The following is a 16517-nucleotide window of genomic DNA, read 5'->3' on the forward strand; positions in this document are numbered from 1 at the left end:
CAATAAGATATCAAAGTCTTATAAGCTTTCACCCCCTATTTTTATCTCTTTAAAATTATTAGAAAATTTGAAATAATAGTGTACTTTACATGATTTTGTGATAACATTTATATGAAAGCGATTTCAAAACAAGGGGAGAATTACATGAAACAAGGATTCAGTATTAGAATGCTGCTTTTATTTTTTACAATGAGCCTGCTTCTTACAGCATGTGGTGACGATCCGCCTGAGCCTGAGACTGGTGATAATGCCGCCGCTGACGATGAGACTGTAGAAAACGATGAATCGGATGGGAATGAACTGTTTGACTATGAGGACTTTCCGCAGACTGTGTCGAATACCGGGGATCCCACAGGTGAAGGTACACTCAATATCGGTTATTCATCCAGTACACCTTTTGAAGGTACGCTGAATTATAATTTTTATACTGGTACACCAGACATGACTATGCTTGGGTTCTTTGATGAATCAGTGTTCACTTCAGATGAAAATATGCAATTTACAAATGAAGGTGCGATTCATTTTGATATGAATGAAGAAGACAGCACTGTAACCTTCACCGTTGCCGAAGACGTATACTGGCATGATGGAGAGCCTTTGACCATCCAGGATTATGTCGCTTCGTACGAAGTAATAGGTCATCCTGATTATGACGGTGTAAGAGGAACAACAGACGGGTTCACTCTTATTGAAGGATATGACGAATATAAATCCGGTGACGCGGATGAAATCTCAGGAATAGAAGTGATTGATGATGACACCGCTGTGTTTACATATAAGGAACTTGCACCATCCCTCACTTCGGGTGGTTTCTGGTTTTATGCTTTCCCGGAACACCACTATGAAGGTGTCGATATTGAAGATATGGCTTCAGCACCTGAAACAAGGAAAAATCCAATCGGTCTCGGACCGTATAAAGTGGATTCAATCGTGACAGGAGAAACGATATCACTGACCAAATTTGAAGATTACTGGAGAGGTGAACCACAGCTTGACGGTATGGAAGTCAGTGTGATTCCGCCCTCCTCCATTGCCAATGCGATGGAAAGTGGTGAAATTGATGTCGCTGCCTCATTTCCTTCAACACAATTTCCTGATGTACATGACATGGAAGGTGTCGAATGGCTGATGCAGCTTCAGAACTCTTATGGATACATCGGTTTCAAACTCGGAGAATGGGATGAAGAAAATGGACAGGTGGATTATAAACCGGATGAGATGAAAATGGGAGATGTCAATCTCAGACGTGCCATGTGGCATGCGATTGAACTTGATGCCATGGGAGAAAATTTCTTCAACGGACTTGCTTGGAAAGCATCTTCAGTAATGTCACCTGTTCACAAAGGATTCCATAAAGATGATCTTGATGTTCCAGAATACGATCCTGATGAAGCAAACCGTATTTTGGATGAAGCCGGCTATGAAGACATAGACGATGACGGATTCAGGGAGACACCTGACGGAGAACCGCTTGAAATCAGCTATCTTGCAATGTCAGGCGGTGATGTCGCAGAACCATTTGCAAACTATTTGATGCAGTCCTGGAGAGCTGTAGGCCTCCATGTCAGACTTGTCGATAACCGGTTGACAGAATTCAACACTTTTTATGATATGGTGGAAAACGACGATTCAGATATCGATATTTACGAAGCATCATGGAATGTCGGTACTGACGTAAACCCTGACCAGTTCTACGGTGCCGATGCCCCATTCAATTACACACGCTATGAATCAGACGAAAGTACAGAACTTTTGACTCAGGGTAACTCACAGGAAGCACTGGATATAGATAGACGGATTGAAATTTATGATGAGTGGCAGGAACTGATGATAGAAGAAATTCCGGTGATACCAACGCTGAATTTCTCATACGTCACACCCGTGAGTGAGGATGTAATGAATTGGAGTGAAGAAACAGGATTTGATGAGGAAACACACTTATACAGAGTAGGATTCAGTGAATAGGAATAAATCATACTTTCCTAACATAACTGAACCGCTGCCCTTCAAGTAGACACTAAAATAATAAAACAATTATGCAACAGCCTGTACCCGAAATCATACCGGTGCCAGGCTGTTTAATTGTTGTAATCGTTTGTGGTTATAGAAGTCAATATACTGCGCGAAATCATAACAGCATTAAATGGAAAATTTTTTATAATAAGTAACCACATTTGCACGGTTACTTTTAAATAATAATATATAAATGTTAACTAACAATTTTTTACTAAGCTCGTTTGATTTATGTATTTCACTGTGTTACGTTAAATAAGGTCAAGAATTAATCACAATATATGTTCATTGCACATAAATCTAATCATCAAGTAAGGAATGAGTAATTTTGAGTGTTATTGAAATTAAGGATGTTACGAAGGTCTTTGGGCCTTACACCAAAGAAGTTGAAGAACTGTTACATAAAAATAAATCTAAAGATGAAATCTTAAATGAAACCGGCTCGACTGTCGCAGTAAAGTCAGCAAATCTGACGATTGAAAAAAGTGAAGTTTTCGTTGTTATGGGACTTTCAGGCAGTGGGAAATCTACCTTGATACGTTTAATCAACCGCCTGATAAATCCAACGGACGGTGACTTGATGGTTAAAGGGAAAAACGTTTCAAAGCTTAGTAAGACTGAATTAAGAGAATTCAGAAGAGAAAACTTCAGCATGGTTTTCCAAAGTTTTGCCCTCTTCCCTTTCAAAAGTGTATTGGATAATACCGCTTTCGGTCTCGAAGTCAGAAACGTTCCAAAGAAGAATAGAATGGAAAAAGCTGAGCATGCGCTGAAACTGGTCGGACTGGATGGCTATAAAAATCAAAAGCCAAGCCAGCTTTCCGGCGGTATGCAGCAGCGGGTCGGCCTTGCCCGGGCGCTTGCCAATGATACGGATATTCTGCTGATGGATGAAGCCTTCTCTGCACTTGATCCTCTAATCAGAAAAGAGATGCAGGATGAACTGCTTCAGCTGCAGCAGAAAATGCAGAAAACGATTGTCTTCATCACTCACGACCTGGATGAGGCGCTGAGTATCGGCGACCGCATCGCTTTGATGAAAGACGGAGAAATCGCACAGGTCGGTACGCCGGAAGAAATCGTTACAAATCCTGCAAACGACTACGTTAAAGCATTCGTTAAAGATATCGACCGCTCGAAAGTACTGAAAGTGAAACATATTATGCGGCCGGCAAATCCCCAGGAAAACACCGATGCCAACCCTGCGATTGATTCTGAAGATCTTTTATACAAGTCATATGAATCATTTAAAAACGGCATCACAGAATTAACAGTGAAGGAAAATGACGAAGTTGTCGGGATAGTGGAGTTTAATAAAGTATTCGAAGTTCTTGCTGTTGGAAATGAGGTGGAAGAAGATGTTAGATAACATACCTCGCCTGCCTTTGTCCGAATGGACTTCAGACTTTGTCAGATGGGTTACAAGTGCGTTCAGTTTCATCTTCGACCCGATCAATAATTATCTGGGCACTTTAATGAATTGGATAATCAGTGGACTGGAGTTTATTCCGCCTGTACTTTTCATTCTCATCATCATGGCACTGTCAGCAATTTTCATGAAGAAAAGAGTGCTCTCCCCTATTCTTATCGGTATTGGACTATTGTTCATATATAACCAGGGATTATGGGAAAATCTGATTGATACGATGACGCTCGTCATCATTGCCGGGTTGATTTCAATCATCATCGGTGTGCCGCTTGGAATTTTAATGTCCAGGAGCAATACTTTTGAGATGATTATGAAACCCATACTCGACTTGATGCAGACGATGCCTGCTTTCGTATACTTAATACCGGCAGTGGCATTTTTCGGTATCGGTATGGTGCCGGGTGTATTCGCATCTGTTATTTTCGCATCGCCGCCGACCATCCGTTTGACAAATCTGGGTATCAGACAGATTTCGGAAGAATTGATTGAAGCCAGTAATTCATTCGGTACAACACCGATGCAGAAATTACTTAAAGTACAGCTTCCTCTTGCCAGGCCGTCAATTATGGCAGGAATTAACCAGACGATCATGCTTGCACTTTCCATGGTTGTCATTGCATCAATGATCGGTGCGCCAGGACTGGGCACTGAAGTATTGAGTTCACTACAGAGAGCTCAAGTAGGACCGGGATTTGTTGCCGGACTGGGAATAGTTATCTTGGCAATTATCATAGATAGATTTACCCAGACCAGCAATTCAAATAAATAATATATTTTATAGGAGGAGTTTATTTATGAAGAAATGGCATCTATTATTTTTAACGGCCGTTCTTTCACTTGTGCTGGCTGCTTGCGGCGGCGCAGACGAATCTGACAGTGGTGAAGAAGGCACTGATGAAAGTGCTGAGTCTACAGAGGAAAATGGTTCAGAAGGCAGCAGTGACTTAGGTGAAGAAGACATCACTCTATCTTACGTTGAATGGGATACAGAAATTGCTTCCACTCACGTAATGCAGAAAGTATTGGAAGACGAAGGGTATAACGTTGAAATTACACCGCTTGATAATGCTGTAATGTGGCAGTCAGTTGCGACTGACGAAGCAGACGGCATGGTGGCAGCCTGGTTGCCGCTTACACATGGTGATCTTTATGAAGAGTACGAAGATCAGATTTTAGACCTTGGTCCAAACCTTGAAGGTGCAGCAATCGGTATGGTCGTCCCTGAAGATTTCCCTGTTGATTCAATCGCTGACTTAAGCGATGAAGCAAACCAGACAGTTACGGGTATCGAGCCAGGTGCTGGTGTGGTTCAGGCAGCTGAACGTGCTGTAGGTGAAGATTACGATAACCTCAGCGATTGGGAAGTTCAAACTTCATCATCAGGTGCTATGGCGACAGAGCTCCGCTCTGCAGTAGAGAATGGCGAAGAGATCGTTGTAACAGGTTGGTCACCCCACTGGAAATTCCAGGAGTTCGACCTAAAATACCTTGAAGATCCGGAAGGTTCTTTCGGTGAAGCTGAAACAATCAACACTGTCGTCAGACAGGATTTAGAGGCAGACAGCCCACATGCTTACAGCGTTCTTGATAACTTCTTCTGGGAAACAGAACAAATGGAAGAAGTAATGCTTGAAATCGAACAAGGTGCTTCACCTCAGGAAGCAGCAGAAACTTGGGTTGAAGATAACCAGGATGTAGTGTCAGAGTGGACTGAATAATTCAGTTATCACCGGTAATATTAGTCTTAACAGACTTTTATTACCGGTTTTTTATGCCTTTTATTGCAGTGTATCGCTTACAAAAAAGCACCTCTCATATTAAATGATGAGAGGTGCTTTTTTGATTGTATATTTCGATTTGTGTGGCGGTTTTACAGCACTCAAATCGTTTTTTGATTGGCTTTTCGATTTGCATCTCCAATTCTGCAGCTTCAAATCGTTCCCCACACCCTATTCCGATTTGAACATCGATTTCAGAGGGAACAAATCGGATTCCAGGTCCTTATCCGATTTAGGGATGGGTTTCGTCATGCTGAAATCGTTTTGTGACTGGCCTCTCAATTTGCAGCTTGATTTAAACCAGTCCAAATCGAAATCATACTCTGCTACCCACTAAAAAACTCATCTGTCTTGCTCATCTCATACAAATAGTGGATACACTCATCATCAAGCAGTACACTTCTGTCTTCTTCGGGTATTTTTTCAGCATCATCAAACACTTCAGGGCCGTGTGTTTCGAGATACTCACATTTAAAGAACAGATCTTTCACATCTATATAAAAGACCGCTTTGCTAAATGGTTTTTCTGCATGGACGGTGTACGTTCCGACAAATTTCAGACGTTCGGCAGAAGCACCTGTCTCTTCAAACAGTTCTCTCTGTACCGCTTGTTCCAAGGTTTCATCAGCTTCCACTTTACCGCCGGGAAATTCGATCCCCCGTATTTTATGACGGGTAAATAAGTATTGATGATTAAACTTTGGAATTGCCAGCACATGTTTTGTATTTTCTATATGGTCTTTTTCAAATGTCACTTTTCTGCCTTCGAAATCCGTAAACTCTTTCATTTCATCAACATCCTTTGTTTGCTTAATCTCAATTTACCCGATATCATATGTGTAAATTAATTAAAACTTGGTGAAATTATGAAAAAGATCTTAATATTATTATTCCGCTTCTATCAAAAAGTCATCTCTCCGATGTTCCCGCCTTCATGCAGATTCAATCCGACATGCAGCAATTACGGCATCGAAGCAGTCCAGGAACACGGCGGGTTAAAAGGCGGCTGGATGGCGATAAAACGTATACTTAAATGTCATCCGTTCCATCCGGGCGGCTATGATCCTGTGCCTTTGAACCCTAAAAACTATACGGATGAAAATAAAGAACAATAGCTCACATTGCTGGGCTATTTTTCTTTTATATAATACTCAAAGTTCTGTTGCCTGGACACCTTCCCGGTCGAGGTCATTATGATATCTTCGACAAAGTGGACGGCTTTCGGCATTTTATACCGTGCAAGTGTCCGGTTCAGATGATTCAATATCTCTGCTTCAATATTTTCATCCCCCTGCACAAGAAGCACGGGCGCCTCACCCCACTTCGAATCTTTCACTTTAACCACCACACAGCCCTCGACACCGGCGACTTCGTGTACCCTGTCTTCAATCTCTTTCGGATAAATATTTTCACCGCCGCTGATTATCAAGTCTTTGCGACGATCCAATATATATAAATATCCTTCTTCATCGATATGTGCAAGGTCGCCGGTTTTAAAGTAACCATCCAACTTCTCCATCGGTGCATTTAAATAGCCCGGCGTCACATTATCCGCCTTAACCAGCAGTTCATCATCACCATCGACTTTTATATTCACATTTTTCAATGCTTTACCGACCGTGCCATCCAATATCTTTTTATCCAGATATGAAATGGAGACAATCTGTGAGCACGTTTCTGTCATGCCGAATGAATTATATACAGGCAGCCGGTGATCCAGCGCTTCCTTCAATACCTTTTTCGTCACACCGGCACCACCGAGTAGAATGCCTTTCAGATGACTGCCGAAATCATTGCTGACGGCGAGCAGCCTCTCGAGCATGATCGGTACCAGACTCGTATGTGTGACACCATTCTTTTTTAATAAAATAAAGATCTCTTCTTCATCGAATTTATCCACCAGTATATTCGTACATTGTGCAATCACTGTTCTGAGTACAATTGACAGGCCGGAAATATGAAATATCGGATTGATCTGCAGCCACACACTGTGCGTATCATATCCAAATCTGCTTTCACAGCCTTTAGCGGATGCGTAATGGTTCAAATATGTTTGTTTGACGGCCTTTGCACGGCCGGTCGTCCCTGAAGTGAACATGATGGACAAAGTATCATCCTCTTCGACAGGACCAGTTTCAAAATCCACAGGTTCCAGCTGATCAAGTGCATCAAATCCTATGACTCGAAAGCCCTCGATGTCCAATGGTTTTGTTGCAATGATCGTTGAGACCCCGACATCTTCCAGCTGCACGGTGATTTCACGACGCGTCAGCCTTGTATTGATGAAGACGATTTCCACCTGCGCCTGCATGAGCGCATGAATCAGCTTCAATGATTCGGGCGAGTTGTAAATAAAGACCCCGGCCCGCCTCAGTCCCAGGGTCTTTATTTTCCCGGCAAGAGTATATGCCTCTTCATACAGCGTTTTATATGTAATTATTTCCTCACCGTATTTTACCGCTGTCTTTTCAGGCACTTCCTCATAAGCTTTCTTCAGCCAGTTTTCCATGTTCTACACCTCAAAAAACCCATCCGGAAGATGGGTTTGATATTATGGGAATTTCGGGAATTGATCGAAATCCGGTTTTCTTTTCTCTTTGAATGCATCGCGGCCTTCTTTTGCTTCGTCCGTTGTATAGTAAAGGAGTGTTGCGTCCCCTGCCATCTGCTGAAGACCTGCAAGTCCGTCCGTATCAGCGTTCATCGCTGCTTTTAAGAAACGGAGCGCTGTCGGTGAGTGTTCCATCATTTCCTCACACCACTGAACTGTTTCGTCTTCCAGCTTTTCCAGTGGTACCACTGTATTTACAAGACCCATTTCTTCTGCTTCTTTTGCGTCATACTGACGGCATAAGTACCAGATTTCACGCGCTTTTTTGTGGCCCACGATGCGTGCGAGGTAGCCGGAACCGTATCCTGCATCGAATGAACCGACTTTAGGTCCAGTCTGTCCAAATCTCGCATTATCAGCAGCGATAGTCAAATCACACACGACATGCAGTACGTGTCCTCCGCCGATCGCGTAGCCTGCGACCATCGCAACAACCGGTTTAGGAATGACACGGATCAGACGCTGAAGATCCAGAACGTTCAATCTTGGAATCTCGTCTTCTCCGACATAACCGCCATGTCCGCGTACAGACTGGTCGCCGCCTGAACAGAATGCAAGGTCTCCCTCGCCCGTCAATACGATGACGTTGATATCCTGATTATCACGGGCACGCGTAAATGCATCGATCATTTCTGCCACTGTACGCGGTGTAAATGCGTTTCTTACTTCCGGACGGTTGATTGTAATCTTACCGATACCATTGTAAAATTCATACTTGATTTCTTTATATTCCTTCAGTGTTTCCCACTCTCTAGCCATAATTAGACTGCCTCCTATTTTAAGAACTCTGTTATTATTATATCAAACTTTTCTGCTGACTCTAAATGAATATTATGCCCGGCATCTTCCACTATTTTCAATTGCGCATTTTCGATTCCACCGGCCATCTTTTTATTGATTTCGACAAACTTCTGATCGTCCCTGCCGACAATGAGAAGCACCGGCATTTTAAGGTTTTTCAGGCTGGACCAGTACGATGGTTGGACACCTGTGCCATACTTGAGCAGGCTGTCAGCCACTTCTTCCGGCTGCTGTGCTTCCCGCATTTCCCTCTGCTCAGTGAATGCCTCCGCAGAGAGGGTCTGCTGGCTTTTAAACAGTCCCATACTTTCCCATTCTTCAAGGAATTTCGGATAGTCCGCCGTAATTTTTCCGGCCCTCTTTTTATCAATGGCCAGACGGTCCGCTCTTTCATCACTGCCTGAAATACCGGGTGAGGCACTTTCAAGTATCAATGAAAGGACTTGTTTTGGATAAAGTATGCCGAACGACAGGGCAGTTCTGCCGCCCATCGAGTAACCGAGCACATGCACCGTCCCGAGCTTCAACCGTTTTAGTATCCTGCTGATACATTCCGAGACATCTGCCATACCGTAGTCATACTTCCTGCTCCGTGACCCGCCGAAACCCGGCAGGTCCACATAAAGTATGTTGTATGAATCATTTAATCTGTTACCAATACTTCTCATGCTTGCCGAGTCGGACATGAATCCATGCAGCAGAAGCACAGTTTCAGAACGGTCTTTATTTTCAAAATAAAAGTTCATATCAAGTGTCAAAGTGCTTCACCAACTGAGCAACTTCCGCTTTCAATTTCTGATGTGAATCCAGATTGTCTGTCCGGTCTGTGATGATTTCGATGATGTGTCTGCCTGAATCCGGCATTTCAAAATCATTCAGATCGTCCATCGATTCTATTTTTGAATAGGTGAAGTCGTAAAGCTTTGCGCTGTATTCAAAATTCAGATCGAGCGGTGTGCCGAACAATCGTTCAAAGTGATCTTTATTTTCATATTGCGGCAGAAAATTGAAAATTCCGCCGCCATCATTGTTAAAGACTACAACGTTGATATCAATATCGTTCAGCTTCGACATGATCAGTCCGTTCATATCGTGATAAAGTGCAATATCCCCGATGACGAGCGTCACTTTGTCTTTTGTAGCCATGGCAATTGCTGTCGAAACCACGCCGTCTATACCATTGGCGCCGCGGTTCGCATACACCCGTTTCACAGGCAGTGTGTCATAGCGCTCGACATCACGGATCGGCATGCTGCTGGATGCAAAGATGATGTCGTCGCCGGTGCGTCTGAGCACTTCATACATGAAGCGCCCTTCGTCGTTGTAGGCATCAATATTTTCATCTATATAACTTCTGACTTCTTTATCCAGTTTGATGAACCAGTCTTTCAAATTGTCTTCATCACCGCTGCCGACCAAATCTTTCAATGTTAAAGCGATGTCACCGATATATGCTTCATCCGGTGATACAGGGAATGTCTTGATCACTTCAAATTCACTGAGCAATACTTGTTTGGCCGGTGAATTGCCTAAAAACCGGTTCGTCAGTTTGGACGTCAGCGGCTCGCCCACCCGGATGATGTAATCGAGGTTTTTATTGATGAAATTCTGCTGCTCATCTGTCAGACATGAAAAGATCAGGTCATGTGCGGTAATTACATTTTCACTGTTAATACGGACATGTTGGCGCGGATCAGCGATAACGATGACATTCGGCTGGCTGAATAGATCGTCCAGGTGATCGAGTGAAGCATCCGTCTCGCCTAAAATGATCAGTATATTTCCGTTAAGCGGCTGGACATCATAATGGATGGTCGCCTCTTTCACTTCAACTCTTTCTCTTGTGAATAAATCCGTACGTGACAAGTCCGGCATTAACGGTTCACGGATCGGTATATTGAAATGGACCGGGCCGAGGCTTGTGCCGGTGAAATATTGTCTGGCCTGCTTCACTTTTGCACCGATCAGACCTGTATAGTCCTGGGTCCCTTCAGCGACCGGCAGTTCCGTATAGTAAGAAACGTAGTTCCGGTACATATTCCCCTGATCTATTGCCTGGGGCGCACCGATGTTTCTGAGTTCCGCCGGTCTGTCGGAAGTCATTATTATTAAAGGGATGTGACTGAGTCCCGCTTCCGCCACTGCAGGTGTGTAGTTCGCCGCCGCTGTTCCGGAAGTACATATGAGCCCGACCGGTCTTTTATCCTTCTTGCTCAAGCCGAGTCCGAAGAAGGCGGCACTTCTCTCGTCAGGATGAACATATGTTTTTATATGCGGATGGATTTCAGCCGCAAGTGCAAGCGGTGTCGACCGCGACCCCGGTGAAATGACCACTTCATCCATGCCCTTTTCATACAGACTGTCCATCAGAGTGAATACTTGAATCGTCAGTGCTTCTTGGTGATTCACGATTCCACCTCCAGAACATTCATCATTGGCGTAAATTTGACATCCGTCTCTAAAAATTCCTTATCGGATGAAGAGCCTTTGACGATGCCGCATCCTGCAAACAGCGTCGCACTTGTCCTTGACAACAGCATCGAGCGCAGACTCACCACAAATTCAGAGTCATTATTTTCATGAATCAGTCCGATCGGCGCAGCATAGAGGCCGCGTGTACCGTATTCTTGCTCTTTAATATAGTTTTTCGCAATTTGCTTAGGCAGGCCGCCGACCGCCGGTGTCGGATGTATGGCCTTCAATATTTCGAAAATCTCTATATCATCATTCAGTCTCATCTCAATCGGCGTGTGCAAATGATAAATATATTTGTTCTGTAGAATTTCAGGGACGTTATCATATTTGATGACTGAGCTGTAAGGCTTCAGGTCTTCCACTATCGACTGTCTGACAAGCTCGTGTTCATAACGGTTTTTCTCATCATTCAACAAAAAGTCCTGCTGATACATATTCTCCGCTTCATCCAGTGTACGCGGCGCCGAGCCCGCAATCGCATTCGTCCACAGGTAATCATCCCTGATTTCAAACAGACGCTCGGGCGATTTGGAAATAAAGGCACTGCTGCCTTTTTCATAATAAATCGTATAAGTGCCTGTCTCATCTTTCAGACGTTCGAGCAGATATAAAGGGTCCAGTGATGATTTGAATGTGATCAGACGCTGTCTTGCCAGCACCACTTTCATGAATGTCTCATCATCGAGTACTTCCACTGCTTCGTCTACAAGTTTTTTCCATTCTTCCGGAAAAATATCTTTGATGATATTGACCTGTGCACCTTCGTAGGTATCCGGTTCTGTATCCGACAATGCACTGAGCGTTTCAAGCAGTTCTTGAAACATTTCTGATAATTTCTGTGAATTTTGAGGAATCGTATAAAACAATTCCTGTCTGACCAGGTCAAACTGAAATACAGGCAGATGGAATTCCGCCATTGAAAAGTCAGACCATTCATCGGTAGTATCCTTATCGTCAAACTTCACTCCGCCGAACAGGCTCAGACGTGCAGTCAGATCTGCTGTCAAAGCCACTGTCTGGATGTTGTCATATAGGTTTTTCTTTTCGTCACTCAACAGTTCCACTTTAAACCGGTCACGAGCGATGCTTGCCCTGTATCCGATACCGACGTTATCAAATTTATTATCTTTGGACTGGAACCAGTAGCGCTGCCCCAGATAATCTTTAAAATAAGTGAATATTTTTGCATGACTGATATCATATTCACTGATCGGTATATGTAGTGTTATGTATTTTTTATCAGAATCGATGATCACTTCATCGATTGTTTTTTGATATTCTGTCAAACTCATTGATTTACACTTCTTTCTACATAGATACTCATATTTTATCATTTATTCGCGATACTGTGTATCTTGAGTTATCAATTCCCCCATCAAATATGATAAAATTAATGAGTCAATATAAAGTTAAAGGAAGATGATTGTGCAAGGTCCAGATACTCATACAGGCTTTAAAAAATATATCAGCTTGACCAGACCCCATACATTGACGGCAAGTTTCGTTCCCGTACTCGTCGGAACGTTCAGTGTTCTGCTGTTTGCCCCGATACGGTGGGATATGTTCATTGCCATGCTGATTGCCACATTACTGATTCAATCTGCTACAAATATGTTCAATGAATACTTTGATCATAAAAGAGGACTCGACACCCATGATTCAGTCGGCATCGCCGGGGCCATCGTGCGTAATGGCATGTCACCGCAGTCCGTCTTTAATTTCGCAGTCACATTTTATGTCATTGCGGCACTGATCGGATTGTACATCGCTTTCAACTCATCATTATGGATACTCCTCATAGGGATTATATCAATGGCAGTCGGTTATTTATATACCGGCGGGCCATTTCCCATATCGTGGACGCCGTTCGGCGAAATATTTGCAGGATTATTCATGGGCACCGTCATCGTCATGATCACATTTTTCATCCATACCGGTACACTGCACTACTTTCCGCTTCTGATGTCTGTACCTGTTGCGATCACGATCGGACTGCTCAATATGGCAAACAACATCCGTGACCGGAAAAAAGATAAAGAAAGCGGCCGGAAAACTTTTGTGATCATGGTCGGAAAACCTGTGGCCGTCATGACCTCAGCGGTACTGCTCGCATTCTGTTATTTATTTTTAATATGGATTACATTTTTTGAATCGATCGGCTCGATCTTTTTACTGCTGCCGCTGTTATCTGCACCGGTCGCTTATAAGACAGTCGTAAAATGGAAAAAAGGCGACACACCGATTGACCTGATTCCCGCCATGGCTTCCATGGGCAAATTGAATACGATGTTCGGCATGCTGTTATCCATGGGACTTCTTATCTATGGACTGACAGGCATATGATTACCGGCTCCTCTCTTATACAGAGGGGTCTTTTTTATAAATGTAACAAATAATATGGCTTTATCATATGTAAAAGGAATGTTTTAGTGTATATAATAAAAAATGTAGAATATTAATACTTTTTACTTCAAATTCCGAAATAAAAATTGATTATTTGTCAAAATATTATTATAATTGTGATGTATCTATATAATTAGGGGGAACTACAAATGAGTTTAAAGAAATATTTACTTGCAGGTGGACTTTCTACAGTTCTGCTTCTTGGAGCGTGTAACGGGGATGACACTTCTACAGAAGAAGAAACTGATGATGCTGCCACAGAAGAAACTGATGACGCGGCAACTGATGATGCGGCAGATGATGAAGAGGAAGAAGAGGAAGATGGCACTGATGATGGAAGTGCTGATGGAGAAAGCAGCGATGGCGAAATTACATATTCAGGTGAATATGGTGACTTCACATTCGCTTCATTCGAACAGTACACTTTAGAACCGGAAGAAGCTGAAGAAGAAGAAGAGGAAGAGGAGGAAGAGGAAGAGGCGGAACCGACCGAACTTGTATTGATTGAATATGAGTACACGAACAACGGTGACGTTCCGACAACTCCTGAAGAAGCATTCGGACTTGACCTTGCAGTCAGACAAATGGCTGAAACCGGAGAAAGCACACTGGAAAACCTGACTATGGATCTGCCTGACGATCACGAAAGTGCCGACCTGGCAGCACAGTCTATAGAACTGGTTGAACCGGGTGAATCCGCAACTGCCCTAGTCGCATACGGTCCGTTGGATACTTCACTTGAAACAGCACTTCAAAGCCGTAACGACGAAGAGCTGAATGAAACAATCGAGCTCGAAGGCGGCGACGAAGCAGCGGATGATGAAGAGGAAGAAGAAGAAGATTCTGAAAAATAATTTAACTACAGATACATGTCCGGGCCCGGGTTTTAACATCCGGGCCCTTTTTACATTACCATTCTGCTTGCTTTCACTCCCCTGTCTCTTGTTATAATAAATGTAGACCTAAATGGAGGGGTAAATATGCTGGATATTAATCTTAAAACTATTGATGCATCTGAAGAAGAAGTTGTAGTAAAAAACCACTCATTTCAAGATGTCGGACAAGCCCAGGAATTGTATGATAAATTGACAGAAGAATATGCTGAGCAGTCAGTACCATTCTTTGATAATGACGAAAAGATAATTAAATTGGAATTAAGTAAAGATGGAAAAGATGAAATGGAATCTGAATGTTATTTGGAATACAGCGAAGAATTGTTGAACAGCTTATATAACAGACTTTAAAAAGAGTAAAGGACAGTGACTTGATAAAAGTCCCTGCCCTTTTTTAATGCTTGAAATAAAGTTCATCCGGCCCAATCAGAACTTCGGAGTCAACATTATATCAATGGCCTCATTTTCTCTCACCGTAACTTTGATCTCATCCGGCGCCGCGTCTAAATAATAAGAGTATGTCATCTCTTCATCATGCTGCACGACGGTCGTGCCGAGAAAGTTTGCACTGAGCAGATCACTGATATCACGGACCCGTTTGGAATCAATCTCCACTACATCCCCGTCCAATTGTTCAGGCGCTTTGAAGCCAGGATGGTGGTCATTATCAAAAATCTCCCTGCCGCTTGAATATAAGTGTATGGACTCGATGACGACCGACTTATCCGAATCATTCAAAATGGAAAAGTGGTATAATTTTTCATCATCAAAGTCATCTGTGATTATATTTTCATTTTTCACTTCAAGCTTTACTTTCGGTCTCTGACTCACTCTCAGCATCTGCACGGCAATACTGATGATTATTAATGCAATGATGATTAGAATGATTGTTAATATATCCATAATCACTGACTTCCTTTTAAACAGACTATTGTAACTTCCCTCTTGCCGACACTTCAATCTCTTCAAGCACTTCTTTATTTTCCACCAGATAAGCTTTTTCATATAAATTGGACACAGGACATATATGATTCATGATGATTTCAACCTTATCACCGATGTTCACCTGGTCTCTGAAACGCTTATTATAAATGATAGCATGTTCGTCGAATACCCCGTCGATATGCACATCATCAAAACCGGTAATTTTACCGAGCCCTTCAGTCGCAGTCAGTCCGAATTTTCTGTGCTGCTGTGTAATGCCTTTGGCGCCGACATCTGTAATCACACGTTCACTGGTCGGCTTGCTGATGACTGTGGTAAGCACCGTCGCAGCACATGTATCATTTGTACCAATAACATTCGCCTGTGAGCCGTCCATCAGTATATAAGTTCCCGGACGTATTTCAGTGATACCTTCAGGTAAATCGAAACCTAAGACAAATGGCGGTGTTGAACCGATGCTCACCACTTCGCATGCCATCCCATGATTCTGCGCAATATCGGCGAAGTGCAGCGTCCGTGTTGAACTTTCATTGTAGAGTTCTTTAAGTTCATCAATCGTTGCCGCCTTATAAGTATGCCCGTCATGTGAGAACACCCCTTTAAAGCTCACATTCATACTGTTTTTTATCGCATCGAGCAGTTCGATGAAATCATGTTCTTCTATAATACCCGAGCGCTTCTCCCCGACTTCGATTTCAATGAGCACTTCAGCTTTTTTCTCCGAATCTTCAAATACTTCATCTATTTCTTCGACACTGTAAACACTGTCCACGCCAAATGAAATATTGATGGATTCCGATAACTTTCTTATGCGTTCCACTTTGGGTCTGCCGATGATCTGATTGGCGATGAAAATATCATCCAATCCGGCTTCAGCCATTACTTCCGCTTCTCCTGTCTTTGCGACAGTGATGCCGATGGCTCCCGCCTCTTTTTGCCTTTTCGCCAGCGCCGGCATTTTATGTGTTTTGGTATGCGGGCGTAAAGCCACTTTATGCTCACCTGCATATTGTTGCATGGAATCGATATTACGGTTTAAAATCGTGTTGTCAATTAACAGTGCCGGCGTATCAATTTGTTTATAACTCATAACATTCTCTCCCTGTGCTGTGTTTTCATTTCTAATCCTACTATATTATTTCCTGTGTGAAAAATATATTTTGTCCGTT

General features: G+C 43.0%; 16 protein-coding genes. 8 read left to right on the forward strand and 8 right to left on the reverse strand.

Annotation, left to right across the window (positions count from 1 at the left end):
• The first annotated feature begins 144 nt into the window (after positions 1 to 144).
• The 4 genes from BO48_RS03425 to BO48_RS03440 all read left to right on the forward strand — a co-directional run bounded on the left by BO48_RS03425 (position 145) and on the right by BO48_RS03440 (position 5160).
• Positions 145 to 1965 carry an oligopeptide ABC transporter substrate-binding protein gene (locus BO48_RS03425; RefSeq protein ID WP_496366042.1) on the forward strand — a complete coding sequence of 607 codons (1821 nt, stop codon included), beginning with the start codon at positions 145 to 147 and terminating at the stop codon, positions 1963 to 1965.
• A gap of 376 nt (positions 1966 to 2341) precedes the next feature.
• Positions 2342 to 3382 carry a quaternary amine ABC transporter ATP-binding protein gene (locus BO48_RS03430; RefSeq protein ID WP_496366043.1) on the forward strand — a complete coding sequence of 347 codons (1041 nt, stop codon included), beginning with the start codon at positions 2342 to 2344 and terminating at the stop codon, positions 3380 to 3382.
• Positions 3372 to 4211 carry an ABC transporter permease gene (locus BO48_RS03435; protein WP_496366044.1) on the forward strand — a complete coding sequence of 280 codons (840 nt, stop codon included), beginning with the start codon at positions 3372 to 3374 and terminating at the stop codon, positions 4209 to 4211. Before BO48_RS03430 ends, BO48_RS03435 begins: the two co-directional genes overlap by 11 nt.
• A gap of 25 nt (positions 4212 to 4236) precedes the next feature.
• A complete protein-coding gene (locus tag BO48_RS03440; protein WP_496366045.1) occupies positions 4237 to 5160 on the forward strand; it encodes a glycine betaine ABC transporter substrate-binding protein in 924 nt (307 codons plus the stop codon).
• A gap of 386 nt (positions 5161 to 5546) precedes the next feature.
• Here BO48_RS03440 and BO48_RS03445 read toward each other — a convergent pair whose 3' ends face one another.
• On the reverse strand, positions 5547 to 6008 hold the full coding sequence (locus tag BO48_RS03445; RefSeq protein ID WP_496366046.1) for an NUDIX domain-containing protein: 462 nt from the start codon (positions 6006 to 6008) through the stop codon (positions 5547 to 5549).
• A 78-nt stretch (positions 6009 to 6086) separates the two neighbouring features.
• On the opposite strand from BO48_RS03445, the gene yidD reads away from it, so the two are divergent.
• Positions 6087 to 6335, forward strand: coding sequence for a membrane protein insertion efficiency factor YidD (yidD, locus tag BO48_RS03450; RefSeq protein WP_496366047.1), 249 nt, complete (start codon positions 6087 to 6089; stop codon positions 6333 to 6335).
• Between the two features lie 14 nt (positions 6336 to 6349).
• On the opposite strand, the gene menE is transcribed toward yidD, so the two are convergent.
• Genes menE through BO48_RS03475 form a run of 5 tightly spaced genes read right to left on the reverse strand, consistent with a single transcriptional unit; the run spans position 6350 to position 12399 of the window.
• The gene (gene menE, locus BO48_RS03455; protein WP_496366048.1) at positions 6350 to 7729 is read right to left on the reverse strand and encodes an o-succinylbenzoate--CoA ligase; all 1380 of its coding nucleotides are present in this window, start codon (positions 7727 to 7729) and stop codon (positions 6350 to 6352) included.
• Between the two features lie 42 nt (positions 7730 to 7771).
• Positions 7772 to 8593, reverse strand: coding sequence for a 1,4-dihydroxy-2-naphthoyl-CoA synthase (menB, locus tag BO48_RS03460; protein ID WP_496366148.1), 822 nt, complete (start codon positions 8591 to 8593; stop codon positions 7772 to 7774).
• A gap of 11 nt (positions 8594 to 8604) precedes the next feature.
• The gene (gene menH / locus BO48_RS03465; protein ID WP_496366049.1) at positions 8605 to 9378 is read right to left on the reverse strand and encodes a 2-succinyl-6-hydroxy-2,4-cyclohexadiene-1-carboxylate synthase; all 774 of its coding nucleotides are present in this window, start codon (positions 9376 to 9378) and stop codon (positions 8605 to 8607) included.
• Position 9379: 1 nt separating this feature from the next.
• Positions 9380 to 10999: a 2-succinyl-5-enolpyruvyl-6-hydroxy-3-cyclohexene-1-carboxylic-acid synthase gene (gene menD / locus BO48_RS03470; protein ID WP_496366149.1), complete on the reverse strand. Its 1620-nt coding sequence runs from the start codon at positions 10997 to 10999 to the stop codon at positions 9380 to 9382.
• 38 nt (positions 11000 to 11037) lie between these two features.
• Complete coding sequence (locus BO48_RS03475; protein ID WP_496366050.1) at positions 11038 to 12399, reverse strand: isochorismate synthase; 1362 nt, start codon at positions 12397 to 12399, stop codon at positions 11038 to 11040.
• Positions 12400 to 12526: 127 nt separating this feature from the next.
• Here BO48_RS03475 and BO48_RS03480 point away from each other — a divergent pair, with 127 nt between their 5' ends.
• From BO48_RS03480 to BO48_RS03490, 3 genes are all read left to right on the forward strand, one after another.
• Positions 12527 to 13450 (forward strand): 1,4-dihydroxy-2-naphthoate polyprenyltransferase, encoded by a 924-nt coding sequence (locus BO48_RS03480; RefSeq protein ID WP_496366051.1) that lies wholly within the window; start codon positions 12527 to 12529, stop codon positions 13448 to 13450.
• A 209-nt stretch (positions 13451 to 13659) separates the two neighbouring features.
• On the forward strand, positions 13660 to 14364 hold the full coding sequence (locus tag BO48_RS03485; protein ID WP_496366052.1) for a DUF5067 domain-containing protein: 705 nt from the start codon (positions 13660 to 13662) through the stop codon (positions 14362 to 14364).
• Positions 14365 to 14490: 126 nt separating this feature from the next.
• A complete protein-coding gene (locus BO48_RS03490; RefSeq protein WP_496366053.1) occupies positions 14491 to 14754 on the forward strand; it encodes a hypothetical protein in 264 nt (87 codons plus the stop codon).
• Positions 14755 to 14829: 75 nt separating this feature from the next.
• Here BO48_RS03490 and BO48_RS03495 read toward each other — a convergent pair whose 3' ends face one another.
• Together BO48_RS03495 and BO48_RS03500 are read right to left on the reverse strand one after the other, a co-directional pair.
• Positions 14830 to 15306 carry a hypothetical protein gene (locus tag BO48_RS03495; RefSeq protein WP_496366054.1) on the reverse strand — a complete coding sequence of 159 codons (477 nt, stop codon included), beginning with the start codon at positions 15304 to 15306 and terminating at the stop codon, positions 14830 to 14832.
• 25 nt (positions 15307 to 15331) lie between these two features.
• On the reverse strand, positions 15332 to 16438 hold the full coding sequence (locus tag BO48_RS03500) for a D-TA family PLP-dependent enzyme (protein ID WP_496366055.1): 1107 nt from the start codon (positions 16436 to 16438) through the stop codon (positions 15332 to 15334).
• Between the last annotated feature and the right edge of the window lie 79 nt (positions 16439 to 16517).

The organism is Lacicoccus kunmingensis DSM 17847, from assembly GCF_059568765.1.